At 71.7% G+C, this 20,964-nt stretch carries 19 protein-coding genes; 6 read left to right on the forward strand and 13 right to left on the reverse strand.

Annotated elements, in window-relative coordinates; translation table 11 throughout:
- The first annotated feature begins 233 nt into the window (after window positions 1–233).
- Window positions 234–1,352: a PP2C family protein-serine/threonine phosphatase gene (locus tag ACZ5XZ_RS01425; protein ID WP_468973391.1), complete on the forward strand. Its 1,119-nt coding sequence runs from the start codon at window positions 234–236 to the stop codon at window positions 1,350–1,352.
- 75 nt (window positions 1,353–1,427) lie between these two features.
- On the opposite strand, the gene ACZ5XZ_RS01430 is transcribed toward ACZ5XZ_RS01425, so the two are convergent.
- Complete coding sequence (locus ACZ5XZ_RS01430; RefSeq protein ID WP_468973392.1) at window positions 1,428–2,267, reverse strand: alpha/beta fold hydrolase; 840 nt, start codon at window positions 2,265–2,267, stop codon at window positions 1,428–1,430.
- Window positions 2,268–2,347: 80 nt separating this feature from the next.
- Between ACZ5XZ_RS01430 and ACZ5XZ_RS01435 the strand changes: the two genes are divergently transcribed.
- Window positions 2,348–2,815 carry a MarR family winged helix-turn-helix transcriptional regulator gene (locus tag ACZ5XZ_RS01435; RefSeq protein WP_468973395.1) on the forward strand — a complete coding sequence of 156 codons (468 nt, stop codon included), beginning with the start codon at window positions 2,348–2,350 and terminating at the stop codon, window positions 2,813–2,815.
- Between the two features lie 16 nt (window positions 2,816–2,831).
- On the opposite strand, the gene ACZ5XZ_RS01440 is transcribed toward ACZ5XZ_RS01435, so the two are convergent.
- Window positions 2,832–3,866, reverse strand: a complete 1,035-nt coding sequence (locus ACZ5XZ_RS01440; protein WP_468973397.1) for a GlxA family transcriptional regulator — start codon at window positions 3,864–3,866, stop codon at window positions 2,832–2,834.
- Between the two features lie 159 nt (window positions 3,867–4,025).
- Between ACZ5XZ_RS01440 and ACZ5XZ_RS01445 the strand changes: the two genes are divergently transcribed.
- Entirely contained in the window at window positions 4,026–4,616 is a 591-nt protein-coding gene (locus tag ACZ5XZ_RS01445) for a cysteine hydrolase family protein (protein ID WP_468973399.1), read from the forward strand.
- A 178-nt stretch (window positions 4,617–4,794) separates the two neighbouring features.
- On the opposite strand, the gene ACZ5XZ_RS01450 is transcribed toward ACZ5XZ_RS01445, so the two are convergent.
- Window positions 4,795–5,040, reverse strand: a complete 246-nt coding sequence (locus tag ACZ5XZ_RS01450; RefSeq protein WP_468973401.1) for a hypothetical protein — start codon at window positions 5,038–5,040, stop codon at window positions 4,795–4,797.
- A gap of 364 nt (window positions 5,041–5,404) precedes the next feature.
- Here ACZ5XZ_RS01450 and ACZ5XZ_RS01455 point away from each other — a divergent pair, with 364 nt between their 5' ends.
- Entirely contained in the window at window positions 5,405–6,574 is a 1,170-nt protein-coding gene (locus ACZ5XZ_RS01455; protein WP_468973403.1) for a macrolide family glycosyltransferase, read from the forward strand.
- Between the two features lie 256 nt (window positions 6,575–6,830).
- Here ACZ5XZ_RS01455 and ACZ5XZ_RS01460 read toward each other — a convergent pair whose 3' ends face one another.
- Window positions 6,831–8,372: a hypothetical protein gene (locus ACZ5XZ_RS01460; RefSeq protein ID WP_468973405.1), complete on the reverse strand. Its 1,542-nt coding sequence runs from the start codon at window positions 8,370–8,372 to the stop codon at window positions 6,831–6,833.
- Between the two features lie 107 nt (window positions 8,373–8,479).
- Between ACZ5XZ_RS01460 and ACZ5XZ_RS01465 the strand changes: the two genes are divergently transcribed.
- The gene (locus tag ACZ5XZ_RS01465; protein WP_468973407.1) at window positions 8,480–8,602 is read left to right on the forward strand and encodes a hypothetical protein; all 123 of its coding nucleotides are present in this window, start codon (window positions 8,480–8,482) and stop codon (window positions 8,600–8,602) included.
- A 342-nt stretch (window positions 8,603–8,944) separates the two neighbouring features.
- Here ACZ5XZ_RS01465 and ACZ5XZ_RS01470 read toward each other — a convergent pair whose 3' ends face one another.
- The 8 genes from ACZ5XZ_RS01470 to ACZ5XZ_RS01505 all read right to left on the reverse strand — a co-directional run bounded on the left by ACZ5XZ_RS01470 (window position 8,945) and on the right by ACZ5XZ_RS01505 (window position 18,231).
- Entirely contained in the window at window positions 8,945–9,358 is a 414-nt protein-coding gene (locus ACZ5XZ_RS01470; protein ID WP_468973409.1) for a DUF7144 family membrane protein, read from the reverse strand.
- A gap of 119 nt (window positions 9,359–9,477) precedes the next feature.
- Window positions 9,478–9,888 (reverse strand): SHOCT domain-containing protein, encoded by a 411-nt coding sequence (locus tag ACZ5XZ_RS01475; RefSeq protein ID WP_468973412.1) that lies wholly within the window; start codon window positions 9,886–9,888, stop codon window positions 9,478–9,480.
- 147 nt (window positions 9,889–10,035) lie between these two features.
- Window positions 10,036–11,625: an MFS transporter gene (locus ACZ5XZ_RS01480; protein ID WP_468973414.1), complete on the reverse strand. Its 1,590-nt coding sequence runs from the start codon at window positions 11,623–11,625 to the stop codon at window positions 10,036–10,038.
- A 146-nt stretch (window positions 11,626–11,771) separates the two neighbouring features.
- Window positions 11,772–12,287: a hypothetical protein gene (locus tag ACZ5XZ_RS01485; RefSeq protein WP_468973416.1), complete on the reverse strand. Its 516-nt coding sequence runs from the start codon at window positions 12,285–12,287 to the stop codon at window positions 11,772–11,774.
- A gap of 40 nt (window positions 12,288–12,327) precedes the next feature.
- Complete coding sequence (locus tag ACZ5XZ_RS01490; RefSeq protein WP_468973418.1) at window positions 12,328–13,677, reverse strand: hypothetical protein; 1,350 nt, start codon at window positions 13,675–13,677, stop codon at window positions 12,328–12,330.
- Window positions 13,678–13,762: 85 nt separating this feature from the next.
- The gene (locus ACZ5XZ_RS01495; RefSeq protein ID WP_468973420.1) at window positions 13,763–15,169 is read right to left on the reverse strand and encodes a DUF2252 domain-containing protein; all 1,407 of its coding nucleotides are present in this window, start codon (window positions 15,167–15,169) and stop codon (window positions 13,763–13,765) included.
- The gene (locus ACZ5XZ_RS01500; protein WP_468973422.1) at window positions 15,166–15,366 is read right to left on the reverse strand and encodes a hypothetical protein; all 201 of its coding nucleotides are present in this window, start codon (window positions 15,364–15,366) and stop codon (window positions 15,166–15,168) included. Before ACZ5XZ_RS01500 ends, ACZ5XZ_RS01495 begins: the two co-directional genes overlap by 4 nt.
- 105 nt (window positions 15,367–15,471) lie before the next feature.
- The gene (locus tag ACZ5XZ_RS01505; RefSeq protein ID WP_468973424.1) at window positions 15,472–18,231 is read right to left on the reverse strand and encodes a winged helix-turn-helix domain-containing protein; all 2,760 of its coding nucleotides are present in this window, start codon (window positions 18,229–18,231) and stop codon (window positions 15,472–15,474) included.
- Window positions 18,232–18,639: 408 nt separating this feature from the next.
- Here ACZ5XZ_RS01505 and ACZ5XZ_RS01510 point away from each other — a divergent pair, with 408 nt between their 5' ends.
- On the forward strand, window positions 18,640–20,022 hold the full coding sequence (locus ACZ5XZ_RS01510) for a diacylglycerol/lipid kinase family protein (protein ID WP_468973426.1): 1,383 nt from the start codon (window positions 18,640–18,642) through the stop codon (window positions 20,020–20,022).
- Here ACZ5XZ_RS01510 and ACZ5XZ_RS01515 read toward each other — a convergent pair.
- Window positions 19,971–20,912, reverse strand: a complete 942-nt coding sequence (locus tag ACZ5XZ_RS01515) for an MBL fold metallo-hydrolase (protein ID WP_468973428.1) — start codon at window positions 20,910–20,912, stop codon at window positions 19,971–19,973. The genes ACZ5XZ_RS01510 and ACZ5XZ_RS01515 overlap by 52 nt on opposite strands.
- Window positions 20,913–20,964: the final 52 nt, after the last annotated feature.

A 20,964-nucleotide genomic window follows, 5' to 3' on the forward strand; every position in this document is an offset into this window, starting at 1 on the left:
GGGGTACGAGGGTGCGTCTCGCCGGTATCCCCGTCGCGATCCGCGACTCGGCGAGGCCACTTCGCCGCCCTCGCCCCCTCACCCCGTCGGCCCTGCCCCGAAGCCGCCCACCTGCGCTTTCCCCGCCGGCCGAGGACCGGCGCGGACCCGTACGGCCGCGCCACGACTGGCAGCCGCAACCCCGCACGAGGATGCTGGACACGTCGCACGGCGGACAGAGCGGGAGCGGGTACGTGAGGGCACCGAGCGCGGGTCGCACCACCGTCAGACGCTGGTGCCTGCGCCACCTCCAGCTGCTGCCCGTCATCCTGCTCGTCGGAGGCGCCTTCCTCGACTACCACACCTCCCCGCACTTCAGCGGAGAGGCCTTCTACACCGCCGCACCGATGACCGCCGCGGCACTGCTGTCGCTGCGCGCGACGATCCTGGCGGCCGTCGGTGCCTGTGTCGCCGACTTCGCGCTGCTCAGCCACTTCGGTTTCATAGGGGGTTCCGGCGGGCGGAGCGAGCTGGCGGCGGTCGCGACCGTCTCGGCCCTCGCCATCGTCGTCAACCGCCTCATGTACTACAGCAACGTGCGGCTGCAGTCGGCCCGCAGAGTCGCGCTCGCCGTGCAGCGCGCCGTGCTGCCGCAGCTGCCGGCGTCGGTCGGGCCGCTGCGGATCGCGGTGCGCTACCAGGCAGCCGTGAAGGACGCTCAGATCGGCGGCGACCTGTACGGCGCACAGGACACCCCGTACGGCGTGCGCTGCCTGGTCGGCGACGTACGGGGCAAGGGCATGGAAGCCGTCAAAGTGGTGACCGTGGCCATGGGGGTGTTCCGGGAGGCCGCCGAGGAGGAGGCCACGCTCGTCGGGATCGCCGCCAGAATGGAGCGGGCACTGGTGCGGGAGAGGGCCCGGCGGTCGGGCCCCGAGCGGACCGAGGGGTTCGTCACCGGCGTGCTCGTCGAGATCCCGCACGGCGGCGAGGAACTGCGACTGGTCAACCGCGGCCACCCGGCACCCCTGCTGCTGCATGCCGGCCAGGTGCGCAGCGCGGATCCGTCCGAGCCGACCCTGCCCTGGGGGCTGGCCGAGCTGGGCGCCGACCAGGACCGTGCCGACACGGTGCCCTTCCCCCCGGGGGCGACCCTCCTGCTGTACACCGACGGCCTGACCGAGGCGCGCAACCGCGCCGGGGACTTCTACGCCCCGACCAGCGGGCTGACCGGGCGTGAGTTTCCCGGCCCGGATGCGCTGCTCGACACCCTCCTCACCGAGGTGAGCGAGCACACCGACGGCCGCATCACCGACGACATGGCGCTGCTCGCGGTCACCCGGGACAAGAGCCGCGTTCAGGATCCGGTGTAGGAACACCACGGTCCCCGCGGGCGCGTCGCGGAGTGGAAAGGGGGTGGGTGGGACGGTCTCCGCTGTGCGGCGCGATCAGCCCAGGAACTCCCTCAGCAGCCGGTTGAGTCCGGCCGGTCGCTCGGTCGGGACGGAGTGGTGTGAGGCGTCCGGCACGGTGGCGACGGCCACGTTCGGCAGGAGCCGACGAGCCGCGACGGCCACCCGCCGCACATCATGCGCCCGGCTGCGACCGGCCAACAGCACCAGGGTGGTGACGGTGCAGGCCCTCAGCTCCGCCGCCCCGGGGCGGCGCATCACCACGACCTTCGAACGCCGGGCGCTCACGGTGCTGTCCAGGAACTCCTCCCACCCGGGGTCCTCGGGGGCGCCGCCGGTCTCCCAGCGGCGAAAGGCGCGCTCGCGCCCGGCGGTGCGCCTCAGCAGCAGCGGCGCCGCGTGCAGGAGGTAGCGCGGGCTCAGCGGGGCAAAACAGCCGGTGGGTTCGAGCAGGGCGAGCCGGTCGACCCGGCGGGGCGCGTGGAGCGCGTAGCGCAACGCGATCCAGGCCCCGTAGGAGTGGCCGCACAGCTGCGCCTCGTCCAGCCCCAGTGCCTCGTAGACCTCGTCCAGCCACGCCATCAGGTCCCCGGCACCGCGCAACGGCGCCCCGTCGTGGACGCTGCGGCCGATGTCGCCCATCAGGTCGACGGCGTACACCCGATGAGTGCGGGCGAGGTCCTCGATGGTGGCGAACCACACCATCGACGTGGTTCCGCCGCCGGGCAGGAGGACGAGCGGGGCTCCGCCCTCGGGGCCGCAGACATGGACGCGCGTGGTGCCGAAGGCTGACGGTAGGTCAACGCTGCGCACCGCCACCGGCCATCGGCGCAGTGCGGCGTCGTACGCCGCGAAGAAGACCGCCTCGTCACCCATGACTACCCCCAGGCAGAATGACCCGACATTACTCGACAACCGAAACTCTCGATCATCGAGATAATAGCTCGGAGGGACGCATGGACGACCAGGACCCCGCACTCCAACTGGTCCATCTGATGCGGGCCGTGACGGTGGAACTCGACCTCTTCGGCGCCGAGTTCGCCGACGACAACGGACTGCACCCCACGGACGTGCGCGCACTGATCCACCTGCTGGACGCCGGCCGGGCCGGTCGCACCGCCACCCCCGGATGGCTCGGCGCCCAACTGGGGGTGAACTCGGCATCGACCACCGCACTGATCGACCGGCTGGAGCGGCTGGGGCTGGTCCGCAGGGAGCGGGACACCCGCGATCGCCGCCGGGTGCTGCTGGCCGTGGAGGACAAGGCCGTCTCCATGGGCTGGTCGTTCTTCGGACCGCTGATCGACAAGATGGTCGCGGCGATGGGCTCCTTCGACGAGCCGGAACTGGCCGCCGTACGGCGCTTTCTGCTGGCGATGCGCGACGTAGTGGCCGCCGGACGGCAGGGCCGACGGGCGGGGTGAGGACGTCACCTCCCCGTCAGGTCGGAGTCCGCTCCGCCGCGTGGGGGAGTGGGGCCCCGGGGCCGCCGGAATGCCGGAAGCGATTGCGGTATTCCGTCGGTGTCGTATGGAGTTTCCGGCGGAACGCACGGATGAGGGTGGCGGTCGTGTTGAATCCGCAGGCGGACGCGACGCGTTCGAGGGTGTCGTCCGTGGATTCCAGCCGATTCCGCGCCACTTCGACGCGGGCCGATTCGAGATAGGCGGCCGGGGTCGTGCCGAGTTCCGTCTTGAAGATGCGGGTGAGCTGCCGATCGCTTACGTGGGCGTGTGCGGCGAGATCGGCGACGGTCAGCTGCTCGGCGATGTTCCGCGTGATGTAGTGCCGGAGGTCGTCCATGCGCCGTGTCGTCGAGACCGGTTCGATCGGGACGCTGAACTGGCTCTGCCCACTCGGTCGTTTCAGGTACATCACCAGCTGCCGGGCGACGCGCAGCGCGACGGCCTCGCCGAAGTCCTCGGCGACCAGGGCGAGAGACAGGTCGAGGCAGGCGGTGATGCCCGCGCCGGTCCACACCTCGCGGTCACGGATGAAGATCGGGTCGGCGTCGACCTCGATCGACGGGTGGTCGGCCGCGAGTTGCTGCGCGGTCGACCAGTGGGTCGTGGCGCGTCTGCCGTCCAGCAGCCCGGCGGCCGCGAGGAGGTGCGCTCCCACACAGACCGACGCGACGCGCCGTGACCTGCCGGCGAGCGTCTTCACCCAGTGGACCACGGTCGGGTCGGTGAGGGCGTGGGCGCGCCGTTCTTCGTCGACCTCGACCGAGCCGGGCACCAGGAGGGTGTCGATGCTCTTCGTGGACGCTTCCTGGAACGTGGTGTCGGGGAGGACGCGCACCCCGGCGGCGGTGGTCACGGGGTCCATGGTCTCGGCGGCCAGCACGACGCGGTATCCCGTCGCGTCGTCCACCTCCCGCCGCAGCAGGGAGAACACCTCCGGCGGGCCGGTGACGTCCAGCAGGTCGACGCCGTCGAAGAGGAGGACGACGATGAACCGTTCCCTGCCGCTCAAGGGTTCTCCATCCGCTCGGCTCCAGCGAGGTGGCGGCGCACCGAGTGTCGGTATCTGCAAGTTGCATGACATTGCCGCCATGTGAGGTGGATCGTAGCGTGGAATGTGCCACCGCGTGGTGGCCGATTCTTTCGACACAAAACCCGAGAAGGTGCGGCAATGCCTACGACGACTCTGCGGGAACTCAATGGCTTCGATCAGACGCCGGCGTCCCTGGCCGATGCGACCCTGATTCTGATCGACTACCAGAACACCTACACCCGCGGTGTGATGGAGCTGGCGGGATGGCGGCCCGCCCTCGACTCGGCCGCCGCGCTGCTGGCCCGAGCCAGACGCGCGGGTGCCAAGGTCATCCACGTCATCAACGACGGCGGCGAGGGAACCCCGTACGACGTTCAGGCGGAAATCGGTAAGATCCACCCCCGTGTGGCCCCCGCCGAGGGTGAGCCCGTCGTCGTCAAGACCGTGCCCGACGCGTTCGTCGGCACCGACCTCGGCGACCACCTCGACGCCGCCGGCAAGAAGGACGTCATCATCGCCGGGTTCATGACACACATGTGTGTGGCCTTCACGGCGGCGGGCGCGTTCCTGCGCGGCAACCGGCCCACCGTCGTCGCCGATGCCTGCGCGACGCGACCGCTGAAGACGGCGGTGGCCGACCTGTCCGCCGAACAGATCCACCACGGCGCGCTCGCGACGATCGACGACCTCTACGGTGTCGTCGTCCCGTCCGGCTCGTCCTTGAACTGACCGCCTGATCAAGGCACTTCGCTCCGCAGAACGCCGCGGCCCGCCCCGCGGGACCGCGGCCGGCGATCCGCCCTGCCGCCCGCCCCGGCTTCGTCAACGACGAGCAGGAATTCCAGCCGGGTGAATATCACCCGGCATAAAACATACGAATCGGCCGGGCAAGGTATTCGCCGCTCGGTTACTTCCTGAAGGCGTTGTTGCAACCGATGGACGACCCCAGAGCGGTGGACTGCAGACCGCCGACGACTCCGACCTCGCCGAGGACATCCACACCCAGATCGTGCGACAGGCACGAACTGCCCTGCAGGATCTGAAACGAGGGGCCGCCGCCCGGCCCGCCGTCGGCATGGGCGGTTCCGGCGCAAAGGACGGCGACGCTACCGAGGACGGCGATCCCCACGGCAGCCTTGCGAAGCTTGCACATTTCATCTCCGGTGGATTGAGCGTATGAGATCTGCGATTGATCGACTTCGTGAGGTTACGAAAGGCTAATACGAAATAGTCGGCAATCTGCCGGCGGCGCGCCGAATCCCATGGGCGCCGCGAACCGGTTCCGGTCCGTGCGACGGATGCCCCTGCGGCCAACATGGCCGCAGGGGATTCGACCGGATGTCCGGTGCCGGTCCGCCGGCGCCCCGGCTCGGCGGGCTTGTGGGCCACCTCGTCACCTGACTGTCGGACAGCCTCGATCGGACAGGCGCGACTCGCGCATCGTTGCGTGGTGCGGGTCTCGTCATGTGGTAGGGGGAGTCCGAGGCCAATGAATCCGGACTGGGTAGCATCGGAGCATGCCGAAACACCTGTTATTCGTAGCCCTTTTGGGGCACGGGCACGTCAACCCCACCTTGCCGTTGGTCGAGGAACTGGTACGGCGCGGGCACCGCGTGGACTACGCCACCACAGCCGAACACGGCGACATCGTCACCCGGGCCGGTGCCCGCTGGGTGGAGATGCCGACACCGGAACACATCCCGGTGCCTCACGAGTTCGGTCCCGAGACGTTCGGTGTCTTCATTCGCCATCTCTTCACGGCGATGAGCGCGACCTACCCGGTCCTCCAGGAGTACTGCGCCACCGAGTCGCCCGACGCGATCTGCTATGACGCGATGAGCTGGGCACCCCGCGTTCTCGCCGAGCAGCTGGGCCTGCCCGCGGTGCGCTGCATTCCGAACCTCGCCTCGAACGAGTCGTATTCGTTGATGGGCCAGTTCCTGGACGGGCTCGGCGAGGACAATCCCGTCGCGACCGCGGTCGCCGACGGCTGTGCGGCATTCTCCGCCGACCACGGCATCGCGCTCGATCCGGCGAGCCTGGACGTCATCGAGAAGCTCAACCTCGTCTTCATACCGCGGGAGTTCCAGCCCGCCGGTGACACCTTCGACGAACGCTTCCAGTTCGTGGGCCCCTCGCTGGGCAGCCGCGAACAAGCCGAACCGTGGACGCCGGCGGACCCCGATGCGCCCGTACTGTTCATATCGCTGGGAACGGTCTTCAACGACCGGCCCGAGTTCTACCGCACCTGCATCGAGGCCTTCGCCGACGGGCCGTATCAAGTGGCCATGTCCGTCGGCGATTTGGACACCGAATTGCTGGGGGACATACCGTCGAACTTCGACATCCGGCCGCGATTCCCGCAGCTGGCCGTGCTGCGGCACGCCGCGGCCTTCGTCTCCCACGCCGGTATGAACTCCACGATGGAGTCCCTGTATTACGGCGTCGGACTGATCACCGTCCCGCAGATGCCGGAGCAGGCCGCCAACGCCGGACGGGCACAGGAACTGGGGCTCGGGGAGCAGCTGGACCCCGCCACGGTGACCGCCGAGTCGCTGCGTGCCACCGTCACCCGAGTCGCCTCCGACAGCGCGATACGCGCCGGTCTCGACCGGATGCAGAAGGTCGTGCGGGAGAGCGGCGGAGCGACCCGCAGCGCGGACCTGGTCGAGGAGTACATCCGGTGAACGCCGTCGTGTGACGTCGTGACCGGGCGTGGCCGGGGGCGAGTGGGCGGCGGTGAGCGGTACCGCCGTCGACCGGGCGGACGACTGTTCGCGCCCCCGGACCACCCGCTCAGGGTGCGGGGACTCCGGCCGGCGGCAGATGGGCCACGACGGGCGCTTCAGCCGGCGTTCTTCGCCGGCTGAAGCGCCCGGTGACGCCGAGAACACGTCGTGGACGGCGTCAGCCTGTCGGGGGGAGAGCCGAGGGCGGGTGTCCTCAGTGCCGCTTTCCCGCAGGGGTCCGGTTCACGGTCCCTTTGCCGCTCGCCAGTTTCCACTCTCGGTTCAGCGTGCCCAGCGGGATGCGGCGGTCGAAGAGGGGCGTGCCGAAGATGTCGAGGTGTGCACGGAGTGCGCCCGAGACGTCGATGCCGCCGTAGGCGGACCAGCTGCCGGTGGCCGAGGCGGAGCCGTCCGTACCTGCGGAGGCGGTGCCGGCGACTTCGGCGCGCAGGTAGGGGGCGACGTCCGCGGTGACACCGACCGCCCCGTAGAGGCCGACGCTGGCCTCTGCGCCGAGGGAGGCCTTGACCTTGCCGGCCGCGGCCGCGGTGGCCCGTATAGGCGTGCTGTGCATCTCGGCCTTGGCGACCGGTGCCCAGCCCTTGGCGAGCTGGTAGCTGCCGCCGACGGTGAAGTCGCCCTTGAGGTCCTGCTTGACGTCGACACTGGCCTTTCCGTCGGCGTCGACCTGGAGGTAGCAGGTGAGGTCGAGGTTGACCACGACCGGCACCGGCCCGACCTGGATGACGGGGTCGGCGTGCAGCTTGGCGAAGGGCAACCGCAGCGGCTTGGCCTCGGTGGAGGCGGCCGCCCGGCCCTTGAGCTCCCACTGGGAGGACCAGTCGCCGGACAGGGTCAGCGAGGCGCCGCCGACGCCCCCGCCCTTGCCGCCCTCGTAGGAGAAGTCGACCTTGGGGGCGAGCTGGACGTAGCCGGTGGCCGACGCCTCGGCGGAGACGGGGCCGCCGGAGGGCGTGGGCAGCGAGGCGCCCACGTCCAGGCGAAGGCGACCGAGGGGCAGCGTGGCGCCCTTGGGGCCGAAGTGCAGTCCGCCGGTCTTGGCCCAGGACACCTTGACCTTGGGGGCGATGGGCTCGACCTTCATGGCGGCCGGGTCGACGGGCACCGTGCCGTGCGCCGTGGAGCCGCCGAGCAACGCGTCGAGGGTGGCCGGGGCGGTCTTGACCTCGGTGCCCCGGTCGGTCTTGCCGACGACCTGGGTGACCTTGGCGAGGAGGCCCTGGGGCGCGCCGGGTGCCGGTGCGCTGGCGATGACATCGCCGACGGCCACGGCCGCCTTGGGCGCGGGCGCGCTCTTCGAGGGCGCGGCGGACGGGTCGGCGGAGGGCGCGGTGGAGTGCGGTGCGGAGGGGGTGGCGCTCGGCGATCCGGACGGGGTGCCGGACGCCGGCGGCTCCGACGGGACGCCCGGCCTGCTCGGCGAAGGCCGCACTGCCGGGGCCGTGATGACGGCCCGTCCGCTGGTGCGGTCGAAGGACGCGACCTTGAGCGCGGACTTCTGGGCGAGGCGCCCCGGGTGGCTGCCGCCGGGCCGGGCCACGGCGCTCGGGGCGCCGCCGGCCTCGCCGCCGTCGGTGCCCTTGACGGTCAGCTTCGGCGCGGCGGCGGCCGCCGGCTCCTTGCCGCTGTCGGACGCATCGGCGGACGGGTCGGATCCCGGTGACGAGCACCCTGCGACGAGCAGGGACGCGGTGGTGAGGGCCAGGAGAGGAGCAATTCTGCTGGATCTGCGCAAGGTGGGGTCCTGAAGGGGTGAAGTGGGGGAAGACCCGGGGGAGTCCGCGAGAGGCGGGCCCCGGGCAGTCGCCGCTACCGACAGGTAACGATCGGCAAGATCGTGTCATGGACATCAGGAGCAAAGAACCGATTCATCCGTCGTATGCGGATGATCTGGATCACATGTGCTCGGCGCAGATCCTGGGCGGCCCGGACAACCCGAACGGCCAAGTGGGGCGGCGTTGGTGAGCGGCCGTCATGAGCAGTCGTCATGCCATTTCGAGGCAAGCGCGCGTCACCGCCCTCCCTGGAGTGGGGGGCGGTGACGAGGGTGTGGGCGGTGCGGGGCGGGGCGGCGGGCGGGTAACGCGTCGGCCCGGCGATTTACCCGTATGGCTAGGGCCTTGGGTCAGGGTCGGACAGGCCCTAGGGCCTGTCCGATGGGTCATGGCCGGGTCCGCGGCGTCTGGCACGGCACCTCGCGGCGTTGCCGAAACGTCCCGAGAGCTCCGCTATCGAGACGCTCCGGCGCCTTGCGATGCACCGCACCAGACGCCGCGGCCTTTCCGACCCTGACCCATCGGACAGGCCCTAGCGGAGGCTCTTCGGCTCCACGACGCACAGTGCCCAGATGACGAAGGCGTACAGCGCGATCAGGACGATCGACCAGAGCGGGTAGTACGGCAGCGAGAGGAAGCTGCTGATCAACAACAGTGCCGCGATGACGATCCCGGTGATCCTGGCCCAAGTCGCGGCCTTGAACAGGGCGATCCCGGCAAGAGCGGCCACGATCCCGAGGATGAGGTGGATCCAGCCCCAACCCGTCACGTCGAACTTGAAGACGTAGTTCGGCGTGGTGACGAAGATGGCGTCTTTGGCGATCGCCATGATGCCGCGGAAGAGGGCGAGGAAGCCGGAGATGGTGAGCATCACGGCGGCGAACAGGGTCAGCCCGCCGGCCAGCGCCTCGGATTTCGCGGGGCCGCGATTCGTGGTTGTTGACATGGTCTCGGACCTTCTTTTCGTCATGGCGGCTGCGGCTGCGGTCGCCGACAGGCACCTGCCGCATCAGCCGGTCCGGTGAACTGCCGCCGGACGCGTCCGCCGGGTTTCCCGGCCGGCCGTCAGTGCAGGATCTTGTCCTTCGCCCGCTGGAACTCCTCCTCCGAGATGTCGCCGTTCGCCTTGAGGGCCGACAGCTTGGTCAGTTCGTCCGCATGGCTCGTACCGCCGCGGGTCGCTGTTTCGCGGATGTACGCGTCGACCGCCTCCTGCTGGTGCCGGGCGTGCTGCATCTCGCGCTTTCCCATGTCCGTGCCGCGCACCATGACGTAGATCAGGACGCCCAGGAAGGGGAGGATGATGACGAAGATCAGCCAGCCGGCCTTGGCCCATCCGTTGAGCGCGTGGTCACGGAAGATGTCGACGATGACGCGGAAGAGGACCATCAGCCACAGGATCCACAGGAAGATCCACATGACGGTCCAGAAGGCGCCCAGCACCGGATAGTCGTAGGCCAGGAACACGTTGCCCATGGCTTTCCTCCTGTCGCTCGGAGTCGCCCCTCCAGGCTGCCCCCGCCCGGGGGCGGGGGCATCACCCTCCGCGGGTGAACACGGCGGGGGCCCGGCGCGTGCCCGCCCGGTCCTCCGGCCCTTCCCGTCCGGCCGTTCCCGGCCGCCTCAGGAGGAGGCCTTCCCGGTGAGTCGGTCCGTGGGCAGGTGGCGGGTGAACGCGAAGCCGGCGAGCGTGACGGCGGCGGCGGTCAGGACGGCGATCTTGAGGCTGTTGAGCTGGGCCTGGGCGTAGGCGTCCACGACCGCGTCGGCCTCGGCCGGCGGCAGCGCCGCGCGCTCGGTCGCGGCCCGGATCTCGTCGGTGCTCACAAAGCTGACCCCGGCCTCGATCGCGATCCCGGCCTGCTCGCGTACCGCGTCGGAGACCTTCGGGTTGTCGGCGATCTGGGTGGTGAAGGCGCTGACCAGGGCACCGATCAGGATGGAGCCGATGAGGGCGGTGCCGAGGGAGGACCCCAGGTTCTGGGCGGTGTACTGCAGGCCGCCCACCTCGCTGCGTTCGGACTCCCCGACGCTGGACTGCGTGACATTGCCCAGTTGCGAGGCGAGCAGTCCCATGCCGAGTCCCAGCAGGGCCATCGACAGGGCGAAGTTCAGGTCGTCGATACGGGGTTGGATCGTGGCCAGCAGCCACACGATGGCGATGAGCAGCACCAGCAGGCCGGTGCGTACGATCGCGCGCGGACCGGCGAACCGGCCCAGGAGGGGGCCGCTCATGGCGGACACCAGCATGGTGATCGACACCGGCAGCAGCCGCAGACCGGTCTGGAACGCGCTGAAGCCCTGCACCACCTGCAGGTAGAGCGGGATGACGAAGAACAGGCCGAGCAGGATGAGGTTCTGGCTGAGGAGCATGCTCAGGCCGGACCGCAGTGGCGGTCGCGTGAACAGCGAGAACCGCACCAGCGGGTCCCGCCCGTGGCTCTCCTGCCGTCGCTCCCATACGCGGAACAGCCACAGGACGACGGCGCCCGCCGCGATGAAGAAGAGCGTGAGGGAGAAGCCGAAGACGGTGACGGGGGAGTTCCGGGGTTTCAGCCAGCCCCAGGAACTGCTCTGCAGGACGCCCAGGACCACGATGGCCAGGCCGATGGCGGAGAGCGCGGCGCCCGTGAGGTCGAGCCGGGGCCGCGGCTCGGGCACTGGGTGGTCCTCGACCCACTGGATGAGGCAGAGCATGGCCACCACCAGGACGACTTCGCCGGCGAAGACCAGCCGCCAGGTCAGATAGGTCGTCACCCAGCCGCCGAGCAGCGGGCCCACCGCGATGCCCGCACCTGCCAGCCCGCCGATGACCCCGTAGGCCACGGCCCGGTCCCGGCCGGTGTAGGCGCCGGCCACGAGCGCGACCAGGGCCGGGAGGACCAGTGTCGCGCCGAGTCCCTCGATCACCGACCAGCCGAGTGCGAGCACCCCCAGGGTGGGCGCCACGGAGGTGAGTGCGGACCCCGCGCCGTACACCGCCAGGCCGACGGCGAACATCCGCCGGCGGCCGAACATGTCGCCGAGCTTGCCTCCCGTGATCATGAACGCGGCCATGACCAGTGTGTAGAGGGTGATGACGGCCTGGATCGCGGTGACCTCGGTGTCGAAGTCCTCGACCAGCTGACTGATCGACACGTTCATCACCGAGGTGTCCAGCACCATCAGAAACTGAGCCGTGCCGAGGATGGCCAGCGGCCGCCAGCGCCCCACCGCATGCACCTCCACAGGTTCCGACGCGCCGCACGGTGTGATCGGCCGCCACGGCGGCCAGCATAGGCAGGGTTGGGCGGCGTTTATTGGGCTATAACGCGGTATGTCCCTCGACTGGCCGGGCGGCCGGAGCCGATGGGCGGCGGTCAGTGCAGCGCGGCCTTCAGGGCCACGATCGTCAGCCCGAGGAGGAGATTGACCGCCCCGGCGAACAGCACCAGGCGGCGCGGCGCACCGGCCCGGACGACCGCGACACTCGCCCACCCCACCTGCTCGGCCGCGGCCACGGCGAGCCCCAGCCATGCCGCACCGTCCGGACCGAGCCCCAGCAGCGGACTGACCGCCACGGCGGCGGCCGGCGGGACGGCCGCCTGGACGATCGGCCACTCGTCCACACAGACCCGGCGGATCTCCTGCCGGCTCAGGGACTCGTGGACCAGCCGGTCCCCGACGATACGGGCGTAGACGTGCGCGGCCCAGAACACCACACCGGTGCACAGGAGCAGCAGCACCAGCTTGAGCCGCGGGAAGGAACCGAGGGTGCCCGCCCCGGCCACCACCGAAGCGGCGAGCAGCGATCCGTAGACGGCGCCGGCGTAGTCGACCCTGCGGCCCGCGGCCGGCTCCCGCCGCTCGGCGCGTTCGGGCTCGTGACCTCCCACCGCTCCAGGATCCCCGGAGTCGGCGCGGTGCGCAGGGCGGTCAGCCATCGTCCCCGGTGCGTCCGGTGCCGGGCCCCGGTGACGCGGGCGCCGTTCGCGCGGCGGCGAGGATGCCGAGGAGCACCAGGACCAGCACCACGATCCCGAGGACCAGGGCCACCGCGCCCGGGGTCGGGAAGTTCCAGAGGAACAGCGTCAGCACTCCGGCACCGATGACGATTCCGGTCGTCCAGCCGCGGTGGCCGTCGAGCCAGCGGCCCGCGCCGCCCGTGCGCAGACCTGCTCGGGCCAGGCCCCGTCCGGCGGAGTCGGTGCCGCGGACGGCGGCGGAGCGTATCCAGCGGGCGCCGCGTCCGGGGCCGTAGAGATAGCCGGCGATCAGGACGATCACCGCGATGACGAGCACGGTGTGGGTGCTCTGCTGAAGGAACCGCACCAGGTCGTCGTAGACGGCGGCAGCCGCCTGCGGCGACTGGACCTTGGGCTCCACGGAGTCCAGGTACTTCCCCCGGGCGAAGGCGAGCCCGACGAGCAGGACGACCATCATCACGCCGATGCCCACGGACGCGCTCATCATGGCCACCCGGTGTGCGGGCCCCGACCACACGGCCAGTGCCGCCAGCACGATGACCAGCACGGGGAGCCAGCCGCCGACGATGTTGAGCAGGCGCATGGCGTTCTGGGCCTTGCTCAGCTGGTCGGTCTTCACCAGCACGACGGACTTGTCGATGTCGGGGATCTTGTCGGCGTTCTTGAATCCCTCGTCGACCAGCTTCTTCTGCACCTGGCTGATCACGGTGCCGATGTCGAGGCTGATGGTGTTCCCCTTGGCCTCCACGGCGCTGCCGCCCTGCCCGGTGAGGACGTTGACCATGGCCATGTGGGCCCTGCGGTTGGCGGCGTCCCAGACGTCCGCGAACTGGTCGCTGGTCACCACCTTGTTCACCACCGCGCGCACCGCGCTGGTGGCGCCGGACTTCAGCGCGCCGGCCAGCACATCCGCCTTGTCGACCACGATCGGCGGGGCGCCGGTCTTCTGCAGGGCACGGGTGAGCGCGGCGGTGAGCTCCTCGGTGTTGAGATAGCTGACGATCTTGTTCGTCACCCGGTTGGTCACCGCGCTCTGGACCGCCGGGTCCTTGGCGAGGGGCGCGACGGTCTGGACGTACCGGTCGGTGTCGGACATCTGGGAGTCCACCCAGGCGGCCACGACGCCGAGTGGGGCGAGGACGAAGGACAGCGCCAGCAGCAGACAGGTGACGACGTAGCGCAGCCGGCGGTGCCGCATGTCGGCGGCGCGGCGCAGACGCGTGTACTCCACCCGCTCGGCGGCGCTCAGGGGCCCCTGGGGGCCTTCGGGGGTGGGGGCGGCCGCGGATGACGAGTCCATCGCGTGCTCCTTCGCGCAGATCCTCGAACCACCGTCACCCGCCCCGGGCCGGACCACATCACCCGTGACGGGCGGCCCTGCGCGGTCATCCGGCCCGGGCCGTGACGCGCCCCGTGCGTACGGCATCGGCCAGGGCCTGGTGGTCGCGCTCGTTCTGGTCGGCGTAGGCCTCGGCGAAGTCCACCAGCGCCCGGTCGAAGGTGTCGGCCTGGCCCAGATAGGAGGCGATGGCGATCCGGTCGCCGGAGCGCGCATGGGCGCGGGCGAGCGCGGCACCGCACAGGTCCCCCAGCAGCTCCATGCCGTCCGGGTCCAGGGATTCCGGCTGCGGGGCGCCCTTCCAGTCGCGCAGTTGGCGGACGTAGAAGTCGCGCTGTCTGCCGTCGATGCCCACGGCCCGCTCCCAGCCGAGGAAGATGTCGCTGGCGGCCTGCATCAGCCGCTGGCCGCACACCACCCGCTCTCCCTGGTTGTCGTACGCGCTCGCTCCGGCGTACGGGGCCAGCACGGACTCGCCGGCCTCTTTGGCCTGCAGCAGCAGAGGATCCTCGTCGTCCCTGCCGAGCATGAGCAGGATCCAGCAGCGGGTGCCCACGCTGCCGACGCCGACGACCTTGCGCGCGATGTCGGCCAGCCGGAACTGGTCGAGGAGATGTCTGCGGTCGGGTTGCAGGCTGCGGCGGTAGCCCTCGACGAGGGTGCGCAGCCGACGTTCGAGCGCGGCGCGCTCGGCCTGGGGAAGGAGGTCGCCCAGCGGAACGAGCAGCGGCGGGTCGGCGGCGATCCGCCGGACTCCGCCGACGATCCGGGTGAGCTTGGCGGAGGCCTGGAGACTGTCGCGGCCGCGTGCCTTGGCCAGCGCGCGGTCGACCTTCTCCCGCGCTTCGCGGTCCATCCGGCCGGAGATCAGCTCGCGGAGCCGGTCCGCATCGGCCTGGGCGTACCAGACGTCGAGATTGCGCATCCGCGCGAAGCGGCGCATCGCCTCGCGGTAGGCCCGGACGGTTTCGCGCACCACCGCGCCGCGCTCCTTGGCGGTGAAGCCGTTGTTGCGGCCGGCGACCGCGAATCCGGCGGCGAGGCGCTTGACGTCCCACTCCCACGGGCCCGGCAGCGTCTCGTCGAAGTCGTTGATGTCGAAGAGCAGATGCCGCTCGGGGGAGGCGAACAGCCCGAAGTTCAACGGGTGTGCGTCCCCGCACAGCTGCACCGAGATCCCCGTGTCCGGGGACGTCCCCAGATCGCTCGCCATGACCGTGGCCGCACCACGGTAGAAGCGGAACGGCGACTCCAGCATGCGGCCGTAGCGAAGCGGTACGAGTTCCGCCACGCGCCCGGCGGCCTGGCGCTCCAGCTGCTCGACCGGGTCGGGCCGCCGCGGCGGGGGATCGAACCCGGCGTGGCCGGAGCGCGGCATACGGGCGCGCGCCGCCTTGCCGAGGGCGGCCCGCTCCTGCGGTGTCGGGGGGACGTTCGGTTCGGGGGCTGTCATGGTTCCGGCAGTTGACGCATCTCCAGGACCCGCAGGCCCAGATCCTGGAAGCGGGTGAGGAGCCCGTAGAGATGGGCCTCGTCGGTGATCTGGCCGACGAGGACCGTCTGCTGCGGCGCGAGCGCTCCGTCCAGCTCGGGAAACGCCTCCGCCATCACCGTCGAGATGCGGCCGGTCACGCGGAACTCGTATCGCATGAGCGAGCGCCTCCCCGGCGTCGGTGCGGTCGGTCCCTTCGATGCTCGACGGCCACCGGGCGCGGCCGCATCACCCGGACCAGGTGACATCCGGCCGTCGTCGGGTCACAGCAGACGGAGCTCACGCGCACGCCGTACGGCGTCGGCGCGGCGGGAGACCGTGAGCTTGCGGTAGATGCTCCGCAGATGCGTCTTGACCGTGTTGACCGACAGATACATCGCCTCGGCGATCTCCTCGGTCGACAGCAGCTCCGCGCCGTGCCGGAGCACCTCGCGCTCACGGTCGGTCAGCGTCTCCACCATGACCGGCGCCGGCGGGCGGCCGCCGTCCGCGGGGGAGGGGCCGTTGACGCGCGCCGGACGGTCGAGCAGCCATGCGTGCCCCGTGGCCAGATCGGGCCGCTGCTCCAGGAGATGCCACACCCATGGGCCCGCCTCGGTGAAGGGCCGGCGGGTCCGCTCGGGGCGGGCGCTGGCCAGCGCCTCGTGCAGCAGGCGGCATGCGGCGTCGGTGTCCTGGGCCAGGGCCGCGGCACGGGACCGCAGCAGAAGAACGCGGATCTGCTCCGCGGTTCCCGCGTCCGGCCGGCGGTCCAGGGACGCGAGGAGGCCGAGGGCCCGGTCGAGGTCTCCGGCGGTGAGCCGGGCCTGGACGAGGGCGAGGGTGTGCGCCGCACCGCCGCCGGAGTCGGCCAAGGCGGCGATCGCCGACGCGGGGTCGCCTCGGGCCAGTTGGGCCGCCGAGCGGGCGAGGGCGAGGCGCTGCGCCGGCCCCGGCGCCGGGGGGCCGGCGTCGGCGTCGCCCTTGAGGGCCGCGAGTGCGGCCTGCCACCGGCCGTGCGCGAGTTCCAGCCGGGAGCGGACGATGGCGATCTCGGCGTCCGTGACCGGGTCGTGCCCGGCGTCCGGGGACGCGGCCGCGAGGTCGAGTCGACGGCGGGCGGCCCGGAGTTCGCCGCGTTCGAGGGCGACGGTGGCCAGCGCGAGGTGGCCGATCCCGGACCACGGGGTCGGCGGAACGGACCGGTCTTCGGCGAGTTCCAGCGCGAGCAGGGCGTGCTTCTCGGCCCGGCTCAGCTCCCCGCGCTGGGACTCCATCAGGGCCAGCCGGCCGAGGCTGCCCTGCCGGACGGTCCGCGTCACCTCCGCGGTGCAGCTCTCCACCGCGTGGTCGAAGGCCGCCATGGCCTCGTCGGGGCGGCCGCCCAGTTGCAGCCCGCACGCCAGCCCGTACCGCCGTAGCGCCTCGATCTCCTGGTGGGCCTCGATGAGTGGCCGCGGCAGCCGCTCGGCCAGTTCGCGGGTCCGCCGAGCCGCCGACTCCGCCGCGCGGCAGACGTCGTCGCCGCCTTGCGCCGGGGTGCCGGCCAGCAGTCGGAGCAGGGCGGCAGCGAGCAGGGCTTCCGGTGCCGGCCGGGCTCCCGGCTTGCGCAGCGCGGCCTCGGCCCGGTCCAGTCGAGTCCGGCAGTCCGCGGTGTCGTACCGGGCCAGGGCACAGGCGGCCGCGACGAGCGCGGGAGCCGCGCCCGGCAGATCGCCGGGCATGGCACAGAAGACCCGCTCCAGCCGGGGCGCCTCAGGGCCGGTGAGCAGGTGTCCGATCTCCAGGCGGCGCACCATGCGGGTGCAGGCCCACTCCCAGTCCGCGGCCGCGGCGGCCTGTTCCATCCCCTCGGCGAGCCTCCCGGTGTCGGCGAGCCAGGCCGCCGCCCGGCGACGCAACCGGGGTTCGAGACCGGGCCGGTGATGGCGCAGGTGCATGCGCAGCACCTCCGAGAACAGCGGCTGGTAGCGGCACCAGGGCGTGCTGTCGATCGGCTCGACGAAGAGGTGGGCGCGGGTGAGTTCGGCCAGGATCCACTCGGCGTCCTCGCGTTCCGTCAGCACGTTCGCCAGGTCCGGGTGCACCCGGTCGAGAATGCTGCCGCGCATCAGCAGTTCCTGGGTGGCGGCGGGCTGGGCGGCGAAGACCTCGGTGAGCAGGTAGTCGGCGAGGGCGCTCTGGGAGGCGGCGAACGACCGGGCGAACTCGGCGGGGTCGTCGGCCCGTTGCATCTCCAGCGCACACAGTCGCAGTCCGGCCGCCCAGCCCTCCGTGCGCGCCAGGAGGGCGTCGACGCTTTCCTCGTGGCCTCCCAGGCCGTGACCGCGCAGCAGCCGCGCCGTCTCCTGCCGGGTGAACGCGAGGTCGGGACCGCGGATCTCCCCGATCCGGCCGTCGGCGCGGTAGCGGTGCAGCGGAAGCAGCGGGTCGACGCGGCTGACCAGCACCAGGCGCAGTTGCGGGCCCGCGTGGTTCAGCACGAAGTCCAGGCCGGAGGTGACCGCCCGTACCGGTACGTGCTCCAGGCCGTCGATGACGAGCACGACCGGCCGGCGCAGCTGTGCCAGAGCGGACGCGAGCCGCGCGAGCAGCGAGTGGTCGACGCGGTCGGCGGAGCCGGGCTGCCCCACCTCTTCGGGCAGCACGACCTGATGATGGTGCAACGCCTCCAGCACATAGGCCCAGAACACCCCGGGCGCCCTGTCGTCCTGCTCTGCCGACAGCCACGCCACCGGGCCGGGGGCACTCCCGCCGCGCGCCCAGGAGGCGGCCAGCGTGGTCTTTCCGGCGCCTGCCGGGCCCGTGATCAGGGTCAGCGGCCCGGCCGCGCCTTCGGTGAGCCGGTCGAGCAGCCGCTGCCGGCGGATGGCCTTCCGCGGAACGGACGGTATGGAGAACTTCGCGGCCAGCAGTGGGTCACCGGTCGGCGCCAGGTGCGCGGGGGCGCCGCCGCGGCCGGACACCGCGGCGAGCGTCTTAAGAGCGGGGAGCGCGGACTCCCCGTCGCCGGCTGCCGCTGCTGAGGCTGTGCTGCGGGGCATGGACATCACCGTCTGGGTGCGGGCTCCCTGGCACCGCCGTCCGCCGCCGCACTGTGCCGGACGAGGCGGTCATCTCCTGTCGAACCGCTTCCCGCCCCATGAGGATCCGTCTCCCACTGTGCGGGCCCCGAACCATGATCGCCATACGGGGCCGGGACGCGGCGGGCGACGCCCACCGCCCGGGGCGCCGCGCCACCGTACGGGTGCCGCGTCACCGCACACGTGCGCCCGTCCTTACGGCTCACCCGCCCAGGGTGATGCCAGGCCCGGCCGCGGGCTGTGGACTGACAGCCGGCAAACCGGATGCGGTGGCATGCCGAAGACGTGGCAAGCCTGAGCGCCGCCGCGCAAGGCGTTGTCGCCGGGAGATATCGCCACCACCGGGCCCCGTGACCGCCAGGAGTCTCCATGGGCAGTTCGGATACCGGCGCACGCGACCGGACGCAGCGCTGGTCCGCACTCGCGGCCTTGGCGGCCGGAGCCGTGGCCGCCCTGGTCCCGCTGCTGTTCGCCGGGCTCCGGAGCGTCGCTCTCCTGGGCGTCGGGCTGGCCGGACTCGCCGTCGGCGCGGCGGGCGTCTGGTGGATGCTGACCCGGCGCGGACTGGTCAGGGTGCTTGCGGGCGCCCTGGCCGTCATGGCTCCGGTCGTCGTGCTCGTGCTGTACGCAGGGGCCGGTCTGCTGTGGGTGGTACTCGTATCCCTCGCGCTGTGCGCACTGGCGGTCTCCGCCGGCGGAGCCGCGCTCAGCGGCGACACTCGGCCGGGCGGCCCGCCAGGAGTCTGCGCCGCGCCGCCGAAGAGCCCCTTCCTGATCATGAACCCTCGCTCGGGCGGGGGAAAGGTGGGCAGATTCCGCCTGAAGGAGCTGGCCGAGGAACTCGGTGCCGAGGTGCATCTGCTGGATACCGCTCACCATGAGGACGTGGTCGCGCTCGCGCGCCGCGCGGTGAACGACGGCGCCGACCTCCTGGGTGTCGCGGGCGGGGACGGCACGCAGGCCATGGTGGCCGGGGTGGCCGCGGAGCACGGCCTGCCGTTCATGGTGATCTCGGCCGGCACCCGCAATCACTTCGCACTCGACCTCGGCCTGGACCGGGATGATCCGGCGAACTGCCTCGACGCCCTCACCGACGGCGTCGAGATCCGCGTCGACCTCGGCTTCATCGATGGGCGGGCCTTCGTCAACAACGCGTCCTTCGGGACGTACGCGTCCGTCGTACAGAGCCCCGCCTACCGCGACGACAAGGTGCGGACCATCCTGGAGCTGCTTCCGGACCTGCTGACGCACCAGCGCGGCCCGCGGCTGGCCGTGCGGGTCGGGGGCACGGCCATCGACGGCCCGCAGGCCGTCCTCGTCAGCAACAACCCCTACCGCATGGGTGATCCGGCCGGACTGGGACGGCGTGAAGAGCTGGACGCGGGCGTCCTCGGGGTCCTGGGCGTCACAGTCGACAACGCGGCGCAGGCGGCCGGCATCCTCAGGGGCAGGCACGGCCCGGGCCTCACCGTGCTGACCGCCCAGGAGGTCCTCGTCGACGCCGACGAGCCCGAGATCCAGGTCGGGGTCGACGGCGAGGCGCTCACCCTGCCGACCCCTGTCCGCTGCACGATCCGGCCCCGGGCCCTACGCGTACGCGTGCCGCGGCGCCGTCCTGGTGTGCCGCGCGCCAAGCCCCCGATGGACTGGCGGCGGCTGCGCAGGCTCGCACTGGGGCGGGAGCGCCCGGCGGCGGATTCTCACCCGCCGACGCCCGACCCGCCGGCCGGGGGGACCGGCAGCAGCCGGTAGGCGTCCCCCTGGACGGTGACCCGGCCGGCGGTGGGCGGCGCGAAGTGGGTGCCGAGGACGAGGGCGTCGGTGCCGGCGAGCGAGCCGAGCAGGGAACGGCGGGTGGCCTCGGACCGCTCCGGGTCGATGTCGACACAGCTGCCGATGGCGGGGCGGGCGAACTGGACGGGGTGGTGGATGCAGTCGCCGGTGATCAGCGCCGTCTCGCCGCGGCTGCTCACCTGGACGGCGACGTGGCCGGGGGTGTGCCCGGGGGTGGGCAGCAGGCGCACGCCGGGGGCGACCTCGGTGCCCTGGGCGGGGACGTCGACGAGGTCGAGCAGTCCGGCCTCCTCGACCGGATCCACGGAGTCGCGGAACATCTGTCGCCGCGGCTCGTCCATGGCGTACCCGCTCCAGAACTCCCGCTCGGCGCGGGCGGTGACGTAGCGGGCGTGGGGGAACGTGGGGACCCAGCTGCCGTCGTCCTGGGCCCGGGTGTTCCAGCCGATGTGGTCGGCGTGCAGGTGGGTGAGGACGACCAGGTCGACGCGGTCCGGGGGGAATCCGGCGTGGGTGAGGCGCTCCAGATAGTCGGTCCTGAGGTCGTGCCACGCCGGGTTCGCCCGGGTCTTGCCGTTGCCGATGCCGGTGTCGACGAGGACGCGCAGCCCGCCCGCTTCGAGCGCGAAGCTGTGGCTGTCGATGTGCAGTACGCCGTCGCTCCCGGCGAAGTCGGGGCGCAGCCAGTCGTGTGGGGCGACCACTTCCGCGGTGGCGCCGGGCAGCAGCCAGCGTCCGGTCGCGGGCGGGAGGGGGACCTCGTCGATGCGGTGAACGGTGATGTCGCCCACGGTCCAGGACGGGGTGGCGGCGGGCGGGTGGGGTTCGTTGACCGGTGGTGTCTGCACGGCCCGTGCGATTCCTTTCCTTCGTCTGTCCGAGCGGGCCCGGCTCAGAGCT

This window comes from Streptomyces sp. NPDC033270 (assembly GCF_055576575.1).

Coding starts and splice junctions, on each gene's coding strand:
- ACZ5XZ_RS01430 (WP_468973392.1), bottom strand. CDS start 2,267: ATGGGTGACGAGGCGGTCTTCTTCGCGGCGTACGACGCCGCACTGCGC.
- ACZ5XZ_RS01435 (WP_468973395.1), top strand. CDS start 2,348: ATGGACGACCAGGACCCCGCACTCCAACTGGTCCATCTGATGCGGGCC.
- ACZ5XZ_RS01445 (WP_468973399.1), top strand. CDS start 4,026: ATGCCTACGACGACTCTGCGGGAACTCAATGGCTTCGATCAGACGCCG.
- ACZ5XZ_RS01450 (WP_468973401.1), bottom strand. CDS start 5,040: ATGTGCAAGCTTCGCAAGGCTGCCGTGGGGATCGCCGTCCTCGGTAGC.
- ACZ5XZ_RS01455 (WP_468973403.1), top strand. CDS start 5,405: ATGCCGAAACACCTGTTATTCGTAGCCCTTTTGGGGCACGGGCACGTC.
- ACZ5XZ_RS01465 (WP_468973407.1), top strand. CDS start 8,480: ATGGACATCAGGAGCAAAGAACCGATTCATCCGTCGTATGCGGATGAT.
- ACZ5XZ_RS01470 (WP_468973409.1), bottom strand. CDS start 9,358: ATGTCAACAACCACGAATCGCGGCCCCGCGAAATCCGAGGCGCTGGCC.
- ACZ5XZ_RS01475 (WP_468973412.1), bottom strand. CDS start 9,888: ATGGGCAACGTGTTCCTGGCCTACGACTATCCGGTGCTGGGCGCCTTC.
- ACZ5XZ_RS01490 (WP_468973418.1), bottom strand. CDS start 13,677: ATGGACTCGTCATCCGCGGCCGCCCCCACCCCCGAAGGCCCCCAGGGG.
- ACZ5XZ_RS01495 (WP_468973420.1), bottom strand. CDS start 15,169: ATGACAGCCCCCGAACCGAACGTCCCCCCGACACCGCAGGAGCGGGCC.
- ACZ5XZ_RS01500 (WP_468973422.1), bottom strand. CDS start 15,366: ATGCGATACGAGTTCCGCGTGACCGGCCGCATCTCGACGGTGATGGCG.
- ACZ5XZ_RS01505 (WP_468973424.1), bottom strand. CDS start 18,231: ATGCCCCGCAGCACAGCCTCAGCAGCGGCAGCCGGCGACGGGGAGTCC.
- ACZ5XZ_RS01510 (WP_468973426.1), top strand. CDS start 18,640: ATGGGCAGTTCGGATACCGGCGCACGCGACCGGACGCAGCGCTGGTCC.